Annotated in this window: 16 protein-coding genes; 4 read left to right on the top strand and 12 right to left on the bottom strand. The window is 72.9% G+C overall.

Annotated elements, in window-relative coordinates; all coding sequences use genetic code 11:
- Nucleotides 1-63: 63 nt before the first annotated feature.
- The 4 genes from BLU27_RS30785 to BLU27_RS05940 form a co-directional block, all read right to left on the bottom strand.
- On the bottom strand, nucleotides 64-189 hold the full coding sequence (locus BLU27_RS30785) for a hypothetical protein (RefSeq protein WP_277869283.1): 126 nt from the start codon (nucleotides 187-189) through the stop codon (nucleotides 64-66).
- Between the two features lie 66 nt (nucleotides 190-255).
- Entirely contained in the window at nucleotides 256-906 is a 651-nt protein-coding gene (locus tag BLU27_RS05930) for a response regulator transcription factor (RefSeq protein WP_092651333.1), read from the bottom strand.
- On the bottom strand, nucleotides 903-2,369 hold the full coding sequence (locus BLU27_RS05935) for a sensor histidine kinase (RefSeq protein WP_092651336.1): 1,467 nt from the start codon (nucleotides 2,367-2,369) through the stop codon (nucleotides 903-905). The genes BLU27_RS05930 and BLU27_RS05935 overlap by 4 nt, the downstream gene beginning before the upstream one ends.
- A 4-nt stretch (nucleotides 2,370-2,373) precedes the next feature.
- Nucleotides 2,374-3,468, bottom strand: coding sequence for an alpha/beta hydrolase (locus tag BLU27_RS05940; RefSeq protein ID WP_241827809.1), 1,095 nt, complete (start codon nucleotides 3,466-3,468; stop codon nucleotides 2,374-2,376).
- A 465-nt stretch (nucleotides 3,469-3,933) separates the two neighbouring features.
- On the opposite strand from BLU27_RS05940, the gene BLU27_RS05945 reads away from it, so the two are divergent.
- Both BLU27_RS05945 and BLU27_RS05950 read left to right on the top strand, forming a co-directional pair.
- Nucleotides 3,934-6,255: a hypothetical protein gene (locus BLU27_RS05945; RefSeq protein ID WP_092651338.1), complete on the top strand. Its 2,322-nt coding sequence runs from the start codon at nucleotides 3,934-3,936 to the stop codon at nucleotides 6,253-6,255.
- Between the two features lies 1 nt (nucleotide 6,256).
- Nucleotides 6,257-7,321 carry a nuclease-related domain-containing protein gene (locus BLU27_RS05950; RefSeq protein WP_092651340.1) on the top strand — a complete coding sequence of 355 codons (1,065 nt, stop codon included), beginning with the start codon at nucleotides 6,257-6,259 and terminating at the stop codon, nucleotides 7,319-7,321.
- On the opposite strand, the gene BLU27_RS05955 is transcribed toward BLU27_RS05950, so the two are convergent.
- The 8 genes from BLU27_RS05955 to BLU27_RS29495 form a co-directional block, all read right to left on the bottom strand.
- A complete protein-coding gene (locus BLU27_RS05955; protein ID WP_092651343.1) occupies nucleotides 7,257-8,900 on the bottom strand; it encodes an Hsp70 family protein in 1,644 nt (547 codons plus the stop codon). The two genes, BLU27_RS05950 and BLU27_RS05955, sit on opposite strands and share 65 nt — an antisense overlap.
- Before the next feature lie 4 nt (nucleotides 8,901-8,904).
- Complete coding sequence (locus BLU27_RS05960) at nucleotides 8,905-11,298, bottom strand: nucleotide-binding protein (protein ID WP_092651346.1); 2,394 nt, start codon at nucleotides 11,296-11,298, stop codon at nucleotides 8,905-8,907.
- 58 nt (nucleotides 11,299-11,356) lie between these two features.
- On the bottom strand, nucleotides 11,357-12,169 hold the full coding sequence (locus BLU27_RS05965) for a hypothetical protein (RefSeq protein WP_157728258.1): 813 nt from the start codon (nucleotides 12,167-12,169) through the stop codon (nucleotides 11,357-11,359).
- Between the two features lie 167 nt (nucleotides 12,170-12,336).
- Nucleotides 12,337-13,962 (bottom strand): M23 family metallopeptidase, encoded by a 1,626-nt coding sequence (locus BLU27_RS29785; protein WP_092651352.1) that lies wholly within the window; start codon nucleotides 13,960-13,962, stop codon nucleotides 12,337-12,339.
- Nucleotides 13,962-14,654: a hypothetical protein gene (locus BLU27_RS05975; protein WP_092651354.1), complete on the bottom strand. Its 693-nt coding sequence runs from the start codon at nucleotides 14,652-14,654 to the stop codon at nucleotides 13,962-13,964. The genes BLU27_RS29785 and BLU27_RS05975 overlap by 1 nt, the downstream gene beginning before the upstream one ends.
- Nucleotides 14,655-14,896: 242 nt before the next feature.
- Complete coding sequence (locus tag BLU27_RS05980) at nucleotides 14,897-16,036, bottom strand: acyltransferase (protein ID WP_157728259.1); 1,140 nt, start codon at nucleotides 16,034-16,036, stop codon at nucleotides 14,897-14,899.
- Between the two features lie 41 nt (nucleotides 16,037-16,077).
- Nucleotides 16,078-16,920, bottom strand: coding sequence for a WecB/TagA/CpsF family glycosyltransferase (locus tag BLU27_RS05985; RefSeq protein WP_206744637.1), 843 nt, complete (start codon nucleotides 16,918-16,920; stop codon nucleotides 16,078-16,080).
- Between the two features lie 121 nt (nucleotides 16,921-17,041).
- Nucleotides 17,042-18,652 (bottom strand): lipopolysaccharide biosynthesis protein, encoded by a 1,611-nt coding sequence (locus BLU27_RS29495; RefSeq protein WP_172804888.1) that lies wholly within the window; start codon nucleotides 18,650-18,652, stop codon nucleotides 17,042-17,044.
- Between the two features lie 216 nt (nucleotides 18,653-18,868).
- Here BLU27_RS29495 and BLU27_RS29500 point away from each other — a divergent pair, with 216 nt between their 5' ends.
- Complete coding sequence (locus BLU27_RS29500) at nucleotides 18,869-19,939, top strand: glycosyltransferase family 4 protein (RefSeq protein ID WP_172804890.1); 1,071 nt, start codon at nucleotides 18,869-18,871, stop codon at nucleotides 19,937-19,939.
- Nucleotides 19,940-19,946: 7 nt separating this feature from the next.
- Nucleotides 19,947-20,807, top strand: coding sequence for a hypothetical protein (locus BLU27_RS06000; RefSeq protein WP_092651363.1), 861 nt, complete (start codon nucleotides 19,947-19,949; stop codon nucleotides 20,805-20,807).
- Nucleotides 20,808-21,009 lie beyond the last annotated feature (202 nt).

Here is a 21,009-nt window from a genome sequence, read left to right on the forward strand (position 1 = left end):
GCTGGTGTGACGTCGGCGCGCGGCGCCCGTCCCCGAATGCCCCGGGGAGGTCGGAGGCAGGAGTCAGCGACACAGCACGTCGGCGACGTCGTGTGCGTGGACGGCCAGCAGCGCGAGCACGTACCGGCGCGCCGGGGACTGGTCCCGGCGGGCGGAGAAGCTCGCGGATCTCGACACACTGCACGACACGAACGCAGATCGTACGTCCGGATCACGAGCGCGGGTCATCGGGTGCCGACGGCGGGGAGGTCGGTGTCAGGGCGTGATGAACCGGTCGCGGTAGGCCCGCACCACGGCCTGGGTGCGGTCGCGTACCTCCAGCTTGGTGAGCACCGAGGCGACGTGCGTCTTCACCGTCTCCACGCTGACGTAGAGCCGGCGGGCGATCTCGGCGTTGGACAGCCCTTCCGCGACGAGCGTGAGGATCTCCGCCTCCCGTGCGGTGAGCCGGTCGAACCCCGGGTGCGCCTCGTGGGCCGCCCCGGCCGACCCGAACATCGCCCGTACCTTCGCCGGGAACAGCAGCGACTCACCGCCGTGCACCGTGCGGATGGCCTGGGTGATCTCCTCACCCGACGCCCGCTTGAGCAGGAAGCCGGAGGCGCCGGCCAGCATCGCCCGGGTCACGTAGTCGTCGTCGGCGAACGTCGTGAGCACCAGCACCTTCACCCGGTCGGGCCAGCGGGCGGTGATGGTCCGGGTCGCCTCGATGCCGTCCACCCGGGGCATCCGGACGTCCATCAGGACGACGTTCGGCAGGTGCCGCCCGGTCGCCGAGACCGCCTCGGCGCCGTCGCCGGCCTCGCCGACGACGGCGATGTCGGGTTCGGGGGCGAGGATCGCCGCGAGACCGTGCCGGATCATCGGCTCGTCGTCGGCCACGAGAACGCTGATCTTCGTACTCATCTGGTCTGCTCCGGTGCCGGTGGGGTGGGTGAGGTCGACGCCGAGTCGGGGCCGGGGCCGGCAGCGGGGCCGGCTGCGCTTGCGGGCCGGGCGCCGGGGCGGGTGCGGGCCGCCGCCCCGGGGAGTTCGGCGCGCAGGCGCCACCATCCCGCGGCACCGTCGTCGGGTCCGACGGCGAGGGTGCCGCCGAGCAGGCTCACACGTTCCCGGATGCCGACCAGGCCGCGTCCGCCGTCCCGGCGGCTGCGGCCCGCCGAGCCGACCCGGTTGGCCACCTCGATCGTCAGCCGGTCCCCGGTGAGGGTGAGCGTGAGTTCGGTGGGGTCGTCGGTGCCGTAGCGGGCGGCGTTGGTCAGCGCCTCGGCGACGATGCGGTAGCCCTCCCGGCTCACCGGTTCCGGCACCGATCCGACCGCCGCGGGCACGCCGCCGTCGATCCGCCGCCCGGCCGACCGCAGCCGCTCCAGCAGCGTGTCCAGGTCGGCGAGCGTACGGGCGTCCGCGTCCCCTCCGCCGGAGCCGGATCCGGATCCGGCGCCCGGCCCTGAGCCTGAGCGTCCTTCGGTACCGCTGTCGGCGTCGGACCCGGGTCCCGAGTCGGCGCGCAGGACGCGCAGTGCCTCGTCGAGATCGGTCAGCGCCGACCGGGCGACCCCGGCGATGTCCTCGCAGTACGCGCGCACCGCGCTCTCCTCCGGCGTACGTACGGCGGCAGTGGCCAGCACCGAGATGATGCTCAGGTTGTGGCCCACCGAGTCGTGCAGGTCGCGGGCGACCCGGTTGCGTTCGGCCGCCCGGGCCGCCTGGGTCGCGGTGATCGCCATCAGCTCCCGCGGCGACGGGCCCAGCATCACCTCGGCCGGCCAGGTGGCCACCAGGGGCAGGCCGACCACGACCGCCGCTCCGACCAGGAGCGCGACGGCGCCGGCGACGACCACAACCCAGTCCGAACCCGTTCCGAGCAGGGGAAGTACGGGCATGCCGAGCGGGTGGGTGCCCGCGGTGCCCGTCCATGGCGCGCCGACGAGCCCGATCCCGACCGGAACCGCCACCACGCCGGCGAGGAGCACGGCCGCGCCGCCCAGCAGGTGTGCGGTGAACCACAGGGAGGTGCGGACGCGTTCGACCCGCCCGGCGTGCTGCTGGCGGTGCCACCCGTCGGGGAACCGCGCGCCGAGCAGGGTCTCGGCCAGGACGACCTCGGTCCGGCGGGCCGGGATGAGCAGGCCCATGGCCAGTGCGAGCACCAGCGCCGTGGCGCCGGCCAGGGCGACCCGGGTCCATGCCGGTTCGAGGTTCAGGGTGACCGGCAGGGTGAGGAACCACGCGCACAGCCCGACCGAGCTGGCACCGCCGGTGCCCACGAGCAGGAACAGCACCGCCCGGCCCCAGGCCCGCAGCCGGGCCGTCGTACCGGCCGGGACCGTAGTCCTCACCGCTGCTCCCCCGCGGACAGTGCTCATCGCGCTACCCTTCGCCGCCCGGGCCGGCGCCGGCCAGCCCGGCGAGGATCTTCGCGGCCTGCCCGGGCCTGATCAGGAAGCCGACGTGGCTGCTGTCCAGCGAGTGCACCTGGAAAGGGTTGTCGGGAGTGAGCGCGTCCGCCTCGGCGATGAACCGGTCCTGCAGGGCGACCGGGATGGAGCGGTCCTCGGTCAGCCGGACGTACGTACGCGGGATTCGGCCCCACGTCGCGGCCTGGGCGCGGTCGTCCGGGTCGCCGGCGTCCAGGCTCTCGTCCGGTTCCAGGGTGTTCAGGAAGGAGTGGAGATCGTCCCCGGTGCCGTCCGCCAGCATCGCCGTGCGCAGCGCGGCCAGCAGGCCGGGGTCCGCCGTGCGCCAGTTCATCCGGATCGCGCCCAGCGTCATCGGGTCCCCGACCAGCAGGCCCATGGTGCCGCCGAGGGCACTGCTCGCGTACTCCGGCCCCCGCATGTACTCACCGGGCGTGAGGTCGACGCAGCACCACGCGGACATGTAGACGATCCGGTCGACAAGGTCCGGAACGGCGTTCCCGACGGCGGTCAGAGTGACCCCGCCCCGGCTGTGCCCGACCAGGATCACCGGCCCGTGCTCGGCGGCCCGCCGCAGGACTCCGGCGACGTGGTCCACGTTGTCGGCCAGGGTGACGCCCGCCATCGCCGACGGTGCTGTGGCCAGCGCTGCCAGGTCCTGCGGCGCCTGGTAGGCCGCCGGGAAGGTCGCGCCGAAGCCGTGCCCGGGCAGATCCACCGCCAGGCTGCGGTGGCCGAGCAGGGCGAGCTCGCGCTGCAGGGCGGACCAGTTGGAGGCGTTGCCGTTGGAACCGTGAACGAGGACAAACGTCGGGGTCATGGTGGTCATGGGCGTCATCCTGACATCCGCCCGCAGTGCCGGCACCGGCCACGGGTTCGGTGGTTGTACGCGACCACGGACGCCAGCACCGCCGTACTCCACAGCGAACCACGCCAGGGCAGCCGCGGTGTAGGCGGCGAACGGGACCAGTGCCACCGTCGGCGCGTGCCGCGGCCAGTCGAACCCCGGCCGGCGCAGGGCCCGGCCCGCGGACGTGACGGTACTCATCGGTCGGCCACACCTTTCACCAGTCGCACAGGGTTCATGGGTCGCACCGCCTCTGGGTCGAAGAGGGCCGCGGGTTCGAGGGCCTGCATCGCCTGCGGGACCTTCTCCGTGGTGGGGCGGCGGGACCGTCACGGCCGTCGCGGCGGTCCCGCCGCATCGTTCGGCACCCAGAACTCTCGTCGCGGCCCGGCCGGCGGCCATCCCTCCCGGGAGGCATCCGTACTCACACCGAGGGGTGAGCCGGGTTTTGCCGGGGCAGGTCCCGGCCTCGTTCCGGGCACCCGGCACCGAATGTCCACATCCGGCGGTCTCCACACGCACAAAGCCGACGTGGGCGCCTATCGTGACTAGGGCGCACCAACGCGCCACCAACCGGCCACAACCTGAACACACCGGCGATGAGGGACAGCCGGGCACACGGGGGGAAGCGATGACACTGGTGACAGTAGGGACGACACCGGGCAGATGAGAGTCCGCAACGAATCGGTCACGCCACCGGCGCCCCGTCGGGCGTCGGCCCGCAGGCGGTGTGCCCGGACCCGTGTCGACCGCGGGGAGTCCCTGCTCGCCGTCCCGGCCGCCGCGGCCGAGCCGGTCGGGGGTGCCGGTCCCGCCGGTGCCCGCCGGCGTACGGCCTGGCGGGCGCGGTGGCTACGCGCCGGCCGGTTGCTCGCCGCGTTCGGTGTGGTGGCCGGAACCCTCTTCGGGGTCACGGTCGCGATGCGACCGGCGAGTGCCGCACCGTGGGACTGTCCGTTCGGCAGCGGCAACATCACCAACGCCGGCCCCGAGCACGGCGGCTCCGGGATGACGGCGTGGATCCCGGTCATCGCCAAGGAGGACGTCGAGCCCGGCGCCGACCCGGACAAACAGAAACGCGGCCGGCAGGCGAACCCGTCCGACCACACGCTCCTGGAGGTCGCCGGACCACGCGGTCTGCTCTGGTCGTACACCCCCAAGGCGCTCAACACCGACGTACGCGACGGCAAGCAGAAGTTCGCCACCTCCGACCCGGAAAGCAACTTCGAGACCCAGTGCTCGGTGATGGACGCCTCGGCCACCGGCATCGCGCAGATGCTGTTCTCCTTCGGGGGCTTCTTCGGCGGCCTCACCATCGGGATGAAGCAGCTGGCCAGCAACGAAGCGCCGTTCGCGACGTTCTACGACGCCCAGCAGAGCCTGCTCACCAACCTCAACGACAAGATCGGCGTACCCGCGATCGCGCTCGCGGTGGCGGTCACCGGCCTGTGGGTGCTCACCCGCATCCACCGCCGCGCCGACTCCCGGGAGACCTACGCGGGGGTGATCAGCTCGGCCCTGATCGTGGTCGCCATCACCGCGATCCTCACCGGGAACAACTACGTCAAGCTGACCGGGGCGGTGGACAGGTACACCTCGGAGTTCAACTCCGCGGTGATGGACCTCGCCATCATCAACCGCAACACCGACGCGTCCAGCGCGTGTTACCTGCCCACCGTGGCCACGCCGAGTCAGGCCAACGCCCCGGGCATGCGGCCGCCGCAGGACACCCCGCGCGCACTGACGTACAACCTCGGCAAGCGGGTCTCGTCCTGCATGCTCTACGAGGTGCTGCTGTTCCAGCCCTGGGTCAACGGCCAGTTCGGCACCGAACGCCAGCTCAAGGTGGACGACCTGAAGGTCGGCTCGCAGAACTACTGTCCGAACAGCCAGGCCCCCCTCTACCAACGCCCCAAGGGCGTCACCAGCATCGAGTACCGCTGCGACGACCGCCCGGTCGCACCCGGCCAGGACAGGCCGAGGATCAACCTCGCCGTCCAGCAGGTGGTGGCGCAGTCGCTGTCGCGCAACCAGACCATCGACGAGGCCGACGGAAAGCGCGTCGACACCGGCCAGAACTACTTCCTGTGGAAGGGCGTGCAGTACAAGATCGCGCAGGTCTACCCGCAGAACTACGAGTTCTGGGAGGGGACCCAGCCGACCGGGCGGATGGCCACCGCGATCGCCGCGTTGTTCGTCAATCTGATCGCCTTCGTCTTCGTCGGCCTGCTGGCGCTGCTCACCATCTTCTGGCACGCGGTGTTCCTGATGGCCTGGATCTTCCTGCCGGTCATCGGGGCGATCGCGGCGTTCCCACCGGCACGGCGGATCGTGCGGATGATGGCCGGGGTGATGGTGCAGGCGGTGTTCCTGCGCTGCGTGTTCGGCCTGGTGCTGGCGATGCTGCTCGCGGTGCTGAACATCCTGCAGGTCGCCGAGGGCGGCATGGTGATCAAGATCTTCCTGATGCTCGTGGCCACCGCGGCGATCTGGAAGATCCTTTCCGCTCTGCGCACGGGTGCGCTCGCGCCGCAGGTCGTGCAGGAGGCCGCGCAGGCAGGCGTGGTGCCGGCCGACACGGGTGCGACTGCCCGCACGCGCGCGGCGGTCGGCGGTGCGTATCTCATGCAGCGCGGCGTACGCAGCGGTGCCCGCTCCGGCGCGATGGCCGGCGCGGAGGCGGCCGAGGGGCTCGGCTACGAACGCGGTTCGCGGCAGTGGCGTACGGAGGTACGCCGGGGCCGGATGCAGGGAGCCGTCGCCGGTGGGCGGATGACGACGCAGGCCGGACGGGCGCAGACCTTCGCCGCTGATCAGGGCCGGATGACCGTGACCAGGACGCAGGCTCCCGCACTCCGCCGGCGGCGGGAGGAAGCCGCGGAGCAGCGCCGGATCGAGGACTGGAACCAGGCCGAGGGCCGGCACGAGGAAGTGCTCGAGGCGCTGAAGAACCCCGGCGGCAAGCCACCGCCTGACAGAGAGGGCTGAGGTGGCGGTACGCCGCCTGTTCAGGGGCGTCGCGGTCGCGTTCGGACTGTTCCTCGTGGTCGTCCTGGCGCTTCGCGACGGTGTGACGATCGCGCTGGCGGCGGCGGGGCTCGTGGCCGCGGGATTCGTGTGGTGGGTGCGGCGAAGCCGCGACGGCGCGCTGACCATCCTGTCCCTGCTGCTCGCGTGCCTGGTCACGTCGCGGGTGACCCAGGTAGTCGGTGCCGGACTGGGCGCGGGAGCCCCGCTGTGGCTCGGCACGGTGTTCTGGACGTTCCTCGGCGTGGTGACCCTCACCGCCTGGCTGACACCCCACCCCGGTGCGGACCGATCAGGCGGCCGACTGTCCACCGTGGTGGGCGCCCACGCCGTCCTCACGGCGGCGAGCTTCCTGACTTTCCTCGCACCGTCCGCGGTTGCGGTCGCCGGGTTCGCGGTGGCGGCGGTGTTCGTCGTCCTCCGCTCACGGGGCCGACTGGCCTTCCGCGGTGAGAGAGGGCGGCGCGTACCGGCCGAGTCGGCCGGCGCGGTTGCGCTCGCCTCCCGTGGAGCAAACCGGACCGCGGCGGTGCTGGCCTCGCTGCCGAAGGACTGGACGGTCGTCGACCGACTCACCCTGCCCGGTGGGCTGGTCGCCGAGCACCTCGTGACCGGGCCGGGCGGGGCGTACGTCGTGGAGTCCCGAACCTGGGAAGGCTCCCTCGCCCTCACCTCCGTCGACAAGGGGACCGGCAGGGTCGACGCCTACGGCCTGGACGGGAACACCGCTGAGCTGGCAGCCCGGCTGCGTCCCGTCGGCGAACTCCTGACGGCTGCCGGAGACGCGCCCGGGTTGGCCGCCCCGAATCTCGAGGCGGTGGTGGCACTGTGGGGATCGGCCCGTCCCGACACCCCGCTGGAGATCGCCCTGGTCAGCCCGCGCGGCAACGCCACCCGGGCGGTGGTGCACCTGGTCGCGGGCGACCAGCTCGCGGACTGGTTACGTGCCCGGCCGGCGCCGGCTACAGCGGCGCGATTGCCCGGATCCGTTCGGTCGAGGCGGCGACCCGCTCGGCGTTCGGGTTGAGCACGTGCTCGATCTCGAAGGTGCCGACCAGTTCGCCGGTGGTCAGGTCGCGCACCCGGACGAAGATGATCTGGTTCGCGTCGTAGGCGAGCGTGACCTCGAACGGCGCTCCTTTCGGATACGGCCCCACCGAGAGAACTTCCTTGCCGAGTACGCGAACGTGCGCGGGGTCGGTGTCGTCCCCCTCAGTGATGCTGACATCGAGGTCGGACTGCTGCTCGTAGCGGGTGTAGCAGACAGCCGTCTCCTCCGCCGGGATCGGGGTGTTGCGCGGAATGATCACCCGATTGACGAGGATGTCGGTATCGCGTTTGAAGACGATCTCGCCGAGCCCGTGTGACGTCACATCGTGCACGGCGAGCCGGATGGACGTCGAACCCGCCGTGGGCTCTTCGGAATCCTCGGACTTCTCGGAGCGCTCCCGCTGCCGGAGCCCGAACCGTGCCATCGACCGGAGCCGGGAGGAACGCCCACGCGGCGCGGACTCGGGTGGGCGTTCGGCCTGTTCCAGCAGGTGGGCCATCCGAGCGGCGCCGAGGGCCACCACCTCGTCGGGGTTGGCGGTCGTGTCCGGTGCCCGGCCCGAGATCTCGGTCAGCATCCGGCGCACCATCGGCATCCGGGTGGAACCCCCGGCCAGCACGAGCCGGTCCACCGCCGGCCACGTCAGGCCGGCCTCCTCGACCACCTGCTCGGTGGTGTCGCGGGTACGGCTGAGCAGGGCGGAGGTGAGGTGTTCGAAGTCGTCCCTCGTCACGGTGACCGAGCGCGTGAATCCGTCCGCGGTCAGGTGGGCGACCGCCTGATCGACGCTTGTCAAGGTGTGCTTGACAAGCTCGGCGCGCTCGCGGAGGTCCACCTCGGTGGTGTCGTCGGCCAGCAGGCTCGGCCCGCCAGCCGCGCGGAAGCGTTCGTCCAGCAAGTGCATGAGCGCGTTGTCGAAGTCGAAGCCGCCCAGGTTGCGGTCGCCGGCGGTGGCGAGCACGTGCACCGCGCCCGGCCCGACCCGCAGCGCGGTGACGTCGAAGGTGCCGCCGCCCAGGTCGTACACCACCAGCGATCCTGCCCAGTCGCCGGTCGGTCCCGCGGCGAGTGCCGCCGCGGTGGGTTCGTTGACGACCCGGCGTACGATCAGCCCCGCGATCGTTCCCGCGGCGATCGTCGCCCGCCGGGCCGCGTCGTCGAAGTACGCCGGCACGGTGATCACCGCGTCGGTCACCTCGCGGGCCAGCGCGCGTTCGGCGTCCTCCTTGAGGCGCTTGAGGATCAGCGCGGAGATCTCCTCCGGCCCGTAGCCGGTGCCCCGCGAGGTTTCGAACCGCCAGCTCGGATCACCCATCGCCCGCTTGACGAAGCGCACCGCGTCCAGCGGCGACGTCGCCACCGACCGGCGCGCCATCGTCCCGACGAGAGGTTGCTCCCCGTCGAAGAACACCACCGAGGGCGTGGTGCGCTCACCGTCCCGGTTGGGCAGCACGGTGGCCCGGCCGAACTCGTCGGCCCGGGCCACCGCCGAGAACGTCGTACCCAGGTCGATGCCGACCCAGCAGCCGGGCCCGGGCGCCTGCCGGCCACCCATCGCGTCAGTCGACGAGGTCGTCGATCAGGATGGCGGCCAGCCGGCGGACGGCCTCCCGGGTCTGTGGGCGCAACATCTTGTTGACGGCGTTCGGGTCGCGGAACGGGATCTTGCCGCCACCGTCCAGCGCGGGGTCGTACGGCACCACGACGAGTTCGCGCACGTGCTCGGCGAACGCCCGCTCGATCGCCCGCACCTTCACCGGGCTGGCGGTTTCCTTCGCCACCACCGCGAGCACCACCCGCCGCCGCATGTCCGGGAACCCGTTGTCGGTGAGGAACTGCAGCGTCTTGCGGGCGAGGTTGGCGCCGTCCTTGGTGTTGTCGGTGACCAGCACCATGCCGTGCGCGACCCGCAACGTGCCGAGCATCGCCTCGTGGGTGATGTGCGTGCCGTTGTCGAGGATCGCGAAGGAGAAGAACGGCGCGAACAACTCGGCGAGGAGCTCGACGTCGGCCATGCTCAGCTGGTGCCGGATCTTGCGGTCGGTGGAGGCGGCCAGCACCCGGACGTTCATCTCCGGGACCTTCTCCATGAAGTCGTGCACGTGGTAGCGCCACGGAATCTCGTCCACATGGGCGAGCAGGTCACGGATCGAATGGGTGGGGCGGACACCAAGCCGGTCCGGCAGTGTCCCGAGGTCGGGGTTGAGGTCGGCCACGCCCACCGACTCCCGGCGTCCCTCGGCGATCTCGGCGGCCAGCAGCGCCGCCAGCGTCGTCTTGCCGACGCCACCCTTCTCCGAGGCGATTCCGATGTAGCCGCAGTAGCCGCGGGTACGCCGAAGCTGGCGGTTGAGGCGTTCCCGCAGGTCCATGTCCGCGCGGTCCCGCCGGCTCGGGCCGATGTTGATCCGGGTGAGGCGGTACAACGCGCCCTGCCAGCCGAAGCGCGGCACCGGCCGGCGGCGCTGGGTGGACAGGTCGCGGATGAACGCCTCGTCCTCGTCGTCGCTGAGCGGCGGCACGTCGAGAACCAACTCCTTTCCGCGCGCCGGGGTGTCGTTGCGGCCCGGCCGGCCGAACCTGCTGACTCCACGAACCGTGGCCGCCGAACCGGTCTCAGGGCCGCCGCGCGCGTGGTCGCCCGCCCGTGGTTCGGCGGGACGGGGCTGGCCGGTGCGGCGTTCGCCTGCAGTGCGTTCGCCGGTGAGGCGTTCGTTGCCGTCCCGGTCAGGCGCGGCACTGTGCCGGGGCTGACCCCCGGCCTGGTCCACCGCGGTGCCCTCGTTGCCGATGCCGTTCGTGGTCAGGGACTCCTCGCCCCGGCGCCTGGCCACCGGAGACGGCGGTGGCGTCGAGGGGGACGCCGACCGGGCGCCGCCGTTGGGTTCGGCCGGGCCTGCCTGGCCGGCCGAACCGGACCGTGCGGGCTCGTACGTCGATCCTGCCTGCGCGACCCGTTCCTGGGACGCGGCCGGTCGTGGCGAGCGTTCGGGGTCGGCGTCGGCGGTACCGGTCGGCTCGGCTCCGGTCGGCTCGGCTCCGGTCGGCTCGGCCGTGCTTCGCCGTCCGCCCTGGCTCCTGGCCGGCGGCGACCAGCGCGACGGCGGCTGAGAGGAGATCGGCCCGAAGCCGAGGCTGAAGCCGGCGTCGTCGCCGCGCGCGGGGGCACTCGTCGCAGCCTCACCCGTGTACGACTGCGGCGAGGCGCCGGGACCGGTGTCGTCCGCCGGGTCGCTTGTGGCCGGGTCGCTGCTCGCCGGGTCGGCCAGCGCGCCGGAGTCGGCCGCCACACCTGCGTCGGTGGGGTCCGTGGTGTCTGTCGTGCCGGCGGCGGCGTGCTCCACCTCGTCGGGGTGGTCGGAGCCGGGAGCGCCGGCAGGGTCGGCAGTCCCGGACGCGGCCGTCGAGGTCGCGTTGCCGTTCCCGTTGCCGCCTCCGGTCTCGTCCGCGGGTACGTCGTTCAGACGTTCCGCCCGTGCAACGTCGTGACCCTCCGACGTGCCCGACCGCTCGCCGGCGTCTTCGCCCCCCAGGTCGCCCCCGGGGTAGTCGTCCCGGCGTTGCTGGGCCCACGACGGCACTGAACTGAAGAACCACTGAGACGGGGGTTCGTCCTGCCCGGACCCGTAGCCCGACCCGAGGTGTGACCCGGAGGAGTCGTCGTCGGCCTGGGGCCGCGGTGGCCGTTGGTAGGGACGTCCGACCCCGATGTGTTCCTCGTAGGCGCCGGGATCGACGTCGAACACGCTCTCGGGGCGTTGCTCACCCTGGCGCTCCTTGACCCGCTCCGAACCGGTGCCGGGCTCGGCGGAGGCGTTCCCGGCGCCGGGGCGGGGGCCGCTTCCCGAGCCGTTCCCGGAGCCGTTGTGCGGCCCGTCGAACGACGCCGGTCGCTCGCCCGACGTGGCGTCGTCGGTGTGCATGTCGTCGTCGTGGGGCTGCTGGTCACTCACAACTTTCTCCCTGCGGTGGGGGCTTGCTCCCGGCGGGGCTGAGCACGCTCTGAGCACGCTAACGAGTGAAGAGGGATGCGAGGAATCCGATCAGGACGAACAGCACGGCACCGCCGATGATCACCATCCTGCCTCGGCCGGCGTCGTTCCACAGCCGGGCCACCGAGGCGCTGCCGGTCGCGAGTCTGGCGGCGTTACCGACCTGGCGCAGTGCGCCGGGGCGTTCGTCGAGAGGGGCGCCGGCCTCGCCGTCGAGAACCGGTGCGGGCTCGGCGCCGAGCGCGGCGCGTTGTGCGTCGCGGACGGCGATCAGCCCGGCGAGCAGGTGGTCCAGGCTTCTCGGGGTCAGTGGAAGGACGGTCGCCACGGTCTCGTTCTCCACGCACAGAACGGCGTTCCACGGATCGGCGGGATCGTAGCCCTCCACCCCGAACGCCGTCGCCGGCTCCAGCCGAAGATCGGCGGGCCGGCCGGCACCGTCGGCGGCCGGCGAACTCGACGTCGTGGTGTCGGCGTCGGCGAACTCCGGGCCACCGGAGAGCCGCTCCCCGTCGTAGTCGAGGCCGCCGTGGCCGGTACCGCTGCGGTCGGTGCCGCCGTGGTTCGTGCCGCCGTGGTTCGTGCCGCGCGCGCCGACGGACTCGGCATCGTGGAACTCCGAGCCGGCGAACTCCACGTCCGCCAGTTCCGAATCCGGCAGGCCTGGATCCGGCACCGCGCCGGTCGGTGGCTCGACCCTCGGCGCGCCCACCTCCGGGGAGTTCACGCCGAAGCGGTCGGGCCGGTCAGGCGCGGACGAGCCCGCACCGGAGCCTGTCGTCACCTCGCTCGCCCCCTCCCGAAGCGCTCGCCACTCCATCATGACGCTCACGACGTCGGCCTTGCACGCGCCGACGCGTGTTCGGCGTCCGTGGTGTGTTCCTCGCGAACAGTAGTTCCTCGGCGCGGATGTGCAACCTCGCCGGACAGCCTGCCGGCTGCTCAGCCGTGCGCCCTGCCGTACGCCCTGTCGGATGCGCTGTCGGCCGCTCAGTCGGATCACGGCGGAACCCCGTGCCCGGACAGCCACACTTCCGGGTCCTGGAGCTGGCCGTTGACCCGGACCTCGAAGTGCAGGTGAGGTCCGGTGGTGTTTCCGGTCGAGCCGACCTCGCCGATCATCTGGCCCGGGATGACATGCGCGCCCAGCACGTTGGGCGCGAACCTGCTCTGGTGCGCGTACATGGTCTGGACGCCGTTGCCGTTGTCGATCTTGATCATGTTGCCGTACGCGCCGTTGCGTCCGGCGAAGATGACCGTTCCCGCGGCGGCCGCCCGGATGGGCGTGCCCGTCGGCGCGGCGAAGTCGAGCCCGGTGTGGCAGTTGGCCCAGTGAGCGCTGCACTGGCCGAACCGCGCGGTGAGGTGGTACGAGCCCGGCGCGACCGGCAGCACCCAGGCCCCGGTGGCGGGCAGGGTGGCGGCGTTGCCGAACACCGACACGTGCACGTGGTCGTAGTGCAGGCAGGTGTCGCTCGTGCATCCGGCGTAGTGCGTGTAGTCGCGCCAGCCCTCCTTGTCGCGGTTGATCGACCAGATCTTCTTGTCGAAGATGACGTAGTGCACGCCCAGGCGAGCCTGGTTGGCGCGCACCCAGTTGGCCACCTGCCAGCCGAACGCCTTCGCCGGCTGGGACTTGTAGTCGGGGAACGGCAGCATCGCGTCGACCGCGCGGCCGTGGGCGTGGTCGCCGTCACCGCCGGCCGGGCGCTCGCCCACGCCGTACATCGTCGTGAACTGCGGGAACTGCTGGTGCAGGCAGCGGATCACCTTCAACGCGTCCGGGGTGAGTCCGGCCTCCGACGCGGGCCAGGGCGTGGGCGGGCAGGTGGTGCCGGGCGGGAAGCCGCAGTCGCCGGGTGCCTCGCCACCGCCGCCGTACTTCGCCACCAGAGCGCGGGCGAGGGGTTCGTCGTCGGCGTACGCACTGGGGAACGCCGACACCTGCACCGCCTGGGCGGCGTCGGTGACGGTCATGTTCTGCCAGCCCCTGATGTCCAGCAGGCCGGGCTGGCCGCCGTGCCCGCCGGTGTAGAACATCGTGGCGGACACCATCGGGTTGGTGCGGTCGGCATAGGAGCCCCATCCCGACCGCTGCTGGAACAGGCCCACGGAGTCCCGGTCGCCGTAGGTGAGGTTGTGCAGCCCCGACTCCTGCAGCGCGGTGGCCAGGGCGACCACCCAGCCGTACTCCGGTACCTGGGACTGCTTGCCCGCGGCGATGATCGACTTGGTGTTGGCGATCTGGTCCGCGTGAAGCTCCGACGGGTCGCCGGCCACCACGCCGACATGCGAACCCGAACCCGGGCCCGCGCCGGAGGTGTCCGGCGCCGCCAGCACGCCGGTCGGCCCGCACTGCATGGAGGTCTCGGTGTCGGTCGAGCCCAGCGGCGCGAACAACGCCAGGCCGAGCGAGCCGACCAGCCCGACCATCAGCACCGGCAGCAGCAGGACGGCCAGACCGAGCCCGACGTAGAGCGTGCGGCGGTGTGGCGCGCGCCCGAGCCGCCCGCCAGTGCCGCGCCGGACGGCGGAGTCGGCGGCGCGGCGTCCGACCCTGGTGGCCGCGGCCCGGGCGAGCCGGCGGCCGGCTGTGCGGGCGGCGACGACGACCGGGGCCGGCATCAGGGTGCCCCGGGGCGCTTCGTCGTACTGGGACTGGGGGTGGGCCTGGGGCTGGGACTGGTGCTGTGCGTGGCTGCGGGCTTCGCGCCCGGCTCCCCCGGCTTCGTCGGCGGTGACGCGGTCGGGCTCGGCACCGGGGTGTCGGAGTCGGGCAGGACCTCCGAGACCCGCCACCCGGTGGTGTCGAGCACGAGGTTGCAGCGAATGCGGATGCCGTCGTCGAAGGGCGTGCTGGTGGCGGCGGCATAGGGCGTCGCGGCGACGATCGCGGGCTTGCCCTTCACCGACGCGGTCGGCAGGTCGGCCGGATCGATCCTGGCCAGCCGGGTGGTGAGCCACTCGGTGGCGTACGGCCGCAGGCGGGCGGTGCGCTCCGCCGGGGTGCCTGGCCGCTTCCACTCGGCGAGGAACCGCGTGCTGATCCGGACCAACGTGGCCTTCGTCCTGGCGTCCGGGGTGTAGGGGTCGTCGGAGTGGTCGGAGCCCTCTTCCGGCACGGTCGGCGTCGGCGTCGGGATTTCCGGTCCGGCGGGCGCGGGCGGGCCGTCGACGTCACCGGTCGTCGCGGTCGGCTCGGCGGCCGGGGTGTCACGATCACTGCCGAGATAGGTGCTCGCCATCAACGCCACGACCGACAGGACCGCCACCACGGCAGCGATGACCGCGGCGATGCGGGCGTTGCGGTTGTCCACCGGTCGCTCCCGAACGTGCCTGCCCGGGCGACCGTCGCGCGGGCTGTTGCCGAACTGCGGGTAGATGCCTCGACTACGGTACGCGAGCGCGCGGCGCTGCGGCTGCTGCGAATCGTCGCCTTGTGGACAACGCGCCGGCGTGGCCCGGTCGTCCGGTTATCGAGGGTGGCCGCCGTAGATCACGGATGCAAGCTTGCACCGGGATGGATCCCGAAGGTCGGGCCACCGATCAGCCCCCACGGTCAGAGGAGCCGGCGGACCACCGGCACACGCCGGAGCACGAGGGTGACCAGTCCGCAGCCGACCACCAGCGCCAGTACGACTCCCACGTGGAACGCCATGTCGGCGTAGTCGGACGCGAACGCGGGCCGGCGCCGGCGGACGAGCAGTTCCAGCGGGATCGGGTGCAGCAGGAACACGCCGAACGTCAGGTCGGCCAGCCGGCGTACCAGCCGGGCGCGTCCCGGGTTCGGCGCGCGGTCGCCGAACACCGCGCGCAACCCGTACGCCATCGCCACCGACGCCACCAGCACGGTCGGTGCGTAGTAGTCGTACAGCGGCCGGCCGTCCTGCGGCCCGACCAGCCCGAACAGCCACCAGGTGACCAGCGCCGTCACCAGTACAGCCGCGACGTACGCACCCGCCGACCAGGCGAGCACGGTCCGCCGGGGACGTCCCGGCCGCGCGGTGGCGACGACGTACCCGAGCAGGTAGTAGCCGAGGAACGGCACGAAGTAGGAGAACGCGTTGAACCCGCCGCCGCCCATCAGCAGGTGCTGCGCCTTGTCGGCGGTGGCCAGGCCGAGACACACGGCGGTACCGGCGACCAGTAGGCGGCGGTCCGCGGTGGCGACGAACGCCCGCAGGAACGGCGTGACGAGGTACAGACCGGCGACGACGTACAGGAAGTAGAGGTGGTAGTACGGCCGGCCCCACGCGAACCCCTGCACGAAGGTGTACGACGTGATCGCCCGCCCGTGCAGCCACGCGTCGAGGACGAGGTAACAAACCGTCCAGGCGACCAGCGGCACCGCGATCCGGGCGGCCCGGCGTCGGTAGAAGTCGCGCAGCCGTTCCCCGGGCCGTGGCGGCAGCAGGGTGGCGCCGGACACCATGACGAACAGCGGTACGGCGAACCGGGCGGCCGACTCGGCGAGGTTGCCGAAGTGCCACAGCTTCGCGCCGACCGTGCCCCACTCGAGGGTGAGGTGGGCACACACGTGGACGGTGACGACCGCGAGGATCGCCACGATCCGCGCCCAGGAGAGCCAGTGGACGTGTCCGGTCGCGTTGCTCTCCGGGGTCGCGGTGGCTCCGGTGTCCCTGGCGGCGCTCCCGGCGCTCGCGGCGGTGGGAGCGTCGGCTTCGGCGGAGGTCGGCACGTCGGGAGTCGGCACGTCGGTGGTAGGTGCGTACGGCGCGGTCAGCGCGCGGCGCGGCGTGGCCGGCCGGGTCGGCGGGAGCCGCGGCGCAGCCGGTTGGTGGCGTCCCGCGCCACCATCGCCACGAACTTCAGGTTGCCCTCGGCGTAGCGCCGGACCAGCCTGCGGGGCTCCTGCCGCATTCGGTGCACCCACTCCAGGCCGGTCCGCTGCATCCACCTGGGCGCCCGGGTCACCTCTCCTGCCACGACGTCGAACGAGCCGCCGACACCGACGGCCAGCGGAGTGCGCAGCCCGTCGAGGTGGCGGTGCAGGAACTCCTCCTTGCGCGGCGTCGGAAGTCCGACGAACAGCAGGTCTGGCCGGGAGCCCGCGACCTCGGCCACCACGGCGGGCTCCTCGGCCGGGGTCCAGTAGCCGCTGCGGGCGCCGACCACGGTCACCCCCTGCGCGCGGGCGGCGTCGGCGGCCTTCTGCACCGTCGACGGCTTGGCGCCCAGCAGGTAGACGCGGTAGCCGCGGTCGGCGGCGACCTCCCACATCCGCAGCATGAAGTCGATGCCGGCGACGCGTTCGGGCAATCGGGGCCGCAGCAGCCGGCTGGCCCAGACGATGGACTGGCCGTCGGCGTTGGCGAGCGCGCAGGACTCGATGATCTGCCGCAGCCGCGGGTCGCGCCGGGCGGCCACCACCTTCGCGGCGTTGATCGCGACGTGCTGGTGCGGCCGTCCGGACTCGATGAGCTCGCTGGCCGCGACCAGCGTCTCCTCCATGGTGAGGACGTCGACGGGCACGCCGCAGATGTGGGTGCGCCGCCACCGGTCGGCCTCGGGAGGAACAGGAGCGGGCGCGACCCGAGCCTGGACGTGCCGCGGTGTCGTCACATTCCCTCCCGTGCCGGAACCACCGACCAATGTGCGCCGATCAGGATGCCAGTCAGCTCATCCTGGCGTCGAGTGCCGGGCATCCCTCGAGAACGGGTGATGCGCCCGACGGGGTCCGCGGTCAGCGCCGAGCTGTGGCCGAACGCAGTTCCCGGACGCGACGAACCGTACCGGCAAGCTCGCCGGCGTTGAGCAGCCCGAACGCCAGGAGGAACCCGGCAGCGCACATGGCTATCACTCCGGGACGGGGGGTGAGCGCCGCGACCGTGGACGCGACGACCCCGGCGGCCAGTCCGGCGGCGTAGCGCGGCAGGCGGCGACCCCACCGCAACCGGAGACGGGTGAACGCCACCACCAGCGGCACACCGGCCTGCACCAGCATCCCCGCGAGGTATCCGGCGGCCACGCCGGCCGCCCCCCAGCGTGTGCCGACGGCGAGCCAGGTCGCCACCCCGACGACGACGCCTCCGGCCGAGGCCAGCGGGGGAATCCGGGCCAGCGTGAGGTCCTGTGCGGACAGGACGTTGACCGAGGGCACCGCCACGACGTACCAGAACACCGCGAGGACGAGCACGGCGAAGGCCGGGCCGCCGTCGGCGTACGCCGGTCCGAACACCAGCCCCAGCACCGGGCCGCCGAGCATCGCCGCCAGCCCGAACGCCGGAAGCGTGGTCAGCAGCAGCAGCCGGGTGACGAGGTCGGTGTGCCGGGCCAGCGCCGCCTGGTCGCCGCGGCCGACCGCCTCCGCCGCGGCCGGGAAGAACGCCATCCCCATCGCCCGCGGCAGGAAGAACGCCGGGCCGACGAGGCTCATGGCGGCGGCGTAGGCACCGGCCTCGGTGCCGCCGGTCGCGTGCCGGGCCACGATCATCGACACCTGGAAGAAGCCCTGCCCCGCGGCGATGCCGACCGCGGTGTACGCCACGAAGCCGCCGAGCTCACCGCGCAGGGCGGGCAGCTCGCCCGGCCGCACGCGCGGTACGGACCGGGCCGCCGCCACCGCGAAGGCGGCGTACCCCACGACCAGCGGCGCCAGCAGCAGGCCCGGCACCTCGCCTGCCAACCGAGCGGGCACCCACCACACCGCCACCACCGCGAGGACGAGGATCACAACATCCGTGGCCACCTCCAGGACGGCGTAGCGGTGCGGCAGGTGGTGGCCGTACAGCACCGACTTCGTGTAGGAGTACGCGCCGTACGCCGTGACCAGCGCGCACACCCACGCCACGTCGGCCCGGCCCGCGTCCGGCAGGAACACCCGCCCGAACGCGGTCAGCAAGGCGACCACGGCCACGGTCGCCACGACCGTCCACCGGGTGAGCCTTCGGCGGACGGCGGCGGCCGTGGCGGGCCCGGACCGTGCGTCGGTGAGCGGCAGGAACTTCGCCGCACCCGCACCGGTCGCGGCTGCGGTGGCGAACGTCGCGAGGAACGCCAGGGACACCTGGGAGCTGACCGCCGCCAGCCGGGCCGGGTCGCCGGTGCGGCCGATCAGCGCGGTGTAGGCCAGCCGGGTGACGCCGAGCGCGGCGATCCCGAGCATCGACCACAACGTGCCGCGGACCAACCGGCCGGTGAGCCGGCGGCGCGCCGCCGCCTCATCCTCGTCCGGGCCGTCCGGGCCGTCCGGGACCGGATCGGGTTCGCCGTCGGGGCCGACCCCGGCGCCGTTGTCCACAGGGGAACCGGCAGCCGGATCGGCGTCCGGGTTCGGCAGGGTATCGTTCGGCACCGTCGAGTCCTAGGGTCTTGGAGGATCGACCCTAGGGCATTCGCGAGACACGCCCTGGAGCCTGGGGATCAGGCGGTCGAGGTCGCCGGTCGCATCGGGTCCGAGCGGTCCGGCGCACCCCGCACAGGTACACATCCGAGCGAGGAGCCACCGCTGCACGTCGTCGTCGTTACCAATCTCTGGCCGAGCCCGCGCCGGCCCGCCTGGGGGTCCTTCGTGGCCAACCGGGTAGAGGCGCTGGAGCGGCTGGGGCACGACGTCGAGGTCGTAGCGGTCCGCGACCATCCGTCCGCGCCTGCACGGTACGCCTCCCTGCTCGCCGGGGTGGCCCGGGCCGCCCGCCCCGACCGGCCACGCCCGGCCGGGCCCGGCACCGTCGTCGAGGCGCACATCGCGCACCCGTCCGGGGCGTTCGCCTGGCCGCTCGCGGCCCGGCTGCGCGCTCCGCTGGTGCTGTTCGCGCACGGGTCGGACGTGCTCCGGCTGCCCGGTCGCTCGTGGGCCGACGCCCGGCTGTGCCGGTTCGTGTTCGAGCACGCCGACCTGGTGGTGGCCAACAGCCGCTACCTCGCCGGGGAGGTGACCCGCCGGTTCCACCTTCCGGCCGAGCGTGTCGCCGTGGTCTCGCCGGGCATCAGGTACGCCGACCTGGCCGCGGCCCGGTCCGCCTCGGACGCGGGCGACATGGCGGGCGGGCGCGGTGCACGTCCGTACGAGCTCCTCTTCGTCGCCAACCTCGTGCACCGCAAGGGCCTCGACGTGCTGCTCGCGGCGCTGGCCGAACTCCACCGGCGGGGCGTCCCCGTCCCGAGGCTGCGGGTCGTGGGCGACGGCCCCGAACGCGAGAAGCTGCGGCGCCAGGCCGACACAGCACGCCTGCGGGTCGACTTCGCCGGTGCGCTGCCGCAACACGCCGTGGTCGGCGAACTCGCCCGCGCCGAACTCCTCGCCGTCCCCTCGCGGGAGGAGGCGCTCGGACTCGCGCCCCTGGAGGGGATGGCGGCCGGCTGCGTACCCGTCGCCTCCGCCGTGGGTGGGCTGGCCGAGTCGGTGACCGACGGCGTGACCGGCTTCACCTACCCGCCGGATGACCCGTCCGCGCTGGCGACGGCGCTGGTCCGTGCGCGCGACGCCGTCCGCGACCCGGCTCGCCGCGCCGCTCTCGTGACCGCGGGCGACGCGCGTGCCCGCACCCACGACGTGGAGGCGGCGGCGGCCGCGACGATCGACCGGTACGCCGACCTGCTGGGCACGTCGGTCTCGCCGGCCACCGGGTCGAGGAGTTGACGGAACCATGCTGAGCCGCCGGACCATCCTCCGCGTCGTCGTGGCCGCGGTCGCGGTGCTCGCGGTGAGCCTGGTCGCCGACCGCGCCGTCCCGCCGGCGAGCGCCGGGTCACCGCACACGTTGTACGTCGACGCCCGGATCGGCGACGACGACGCGCCCGGCACGCTTCCCGACCAGCCGCTGGCGACGTTGACCGAGGCGCTTCGGCGTACCCGCCCGGGCACCGACATCCTGATGGCCGGGTACGGCGACCGCCTCCCGTACCTCGGCACCGGTGTGCAGTGCCCGACCGTCGAGGGCACCGCGGAGCGGCCCGTGGTGATCCGGCGCAACGTCTACACCAACATCCTGCGGCCGGTGGTGCTCACCACCGACACGCCCGTCACCGGGCCGTGGACGCTGCGGGAGACCACCGCCGGGCACCGCACCTGGAGCGCGCCCTGGCCGGACCGGATCCGGTTGTTCGGTGACCCCGACTACGGGTTCGTCAAGATCGGCGGGATCGCCCTCACCGGCTACGCCGAACCACCCGGCGACTACGCCCACGAGGCCGCCTGGTGGTCCGACGGCCGGCTCTACCTCCGCAGCGGGCGGGCGTCGCCCCACGACTACGCCGTGACCGTGAAGAACGGCGACGCCATCTGCCTGTCCGGGCGGTCGCGGCACGTCCGCATCGACGACCTGATGGTGGTCGGTGCCGTGCACGCGGTCCGGGTGGAGCCGGGTGCGGTGGACGTCCGCGTCGACCACTTCGTGCGCCACAACGTGCTCGACAAGGACCTGATCCCCGCCGACGCGAGGTCCGGCTTCAACCCGCCGATCAGCAGGTTCGGCCCGGACTGCCCCTGTCAGGTCGGCCAGAAGTGAGGGCGGTGACGGCGCTCGCGTTCGGCGCGGCCTCGGTGGTCACGGCGGTGTTGGTGTGGCGCCGGGTGCCGTCGCTGCGGGCCTGGCCGCCGGCCCTCGGGCTGCTGGTCGCGGTGTTCACGGTCGTGCCCCCGCACCAGACCCTCGCGGCCGGGGTCGGCGTCGACGACCTGCTCTTCCTGCTCGGGCTGGCGTTGCTGGT

This window comes from Actinopolymorpha singaporensis, from assembly GCF_900104745.1.
Classification (GTDB): Bacteria; Actinomycetota; Actinomycetes; order Propionibacteriales; family Actinopolymorphaceae; genus Actinopolymorpha; species Actinopolymorpha singaporensis.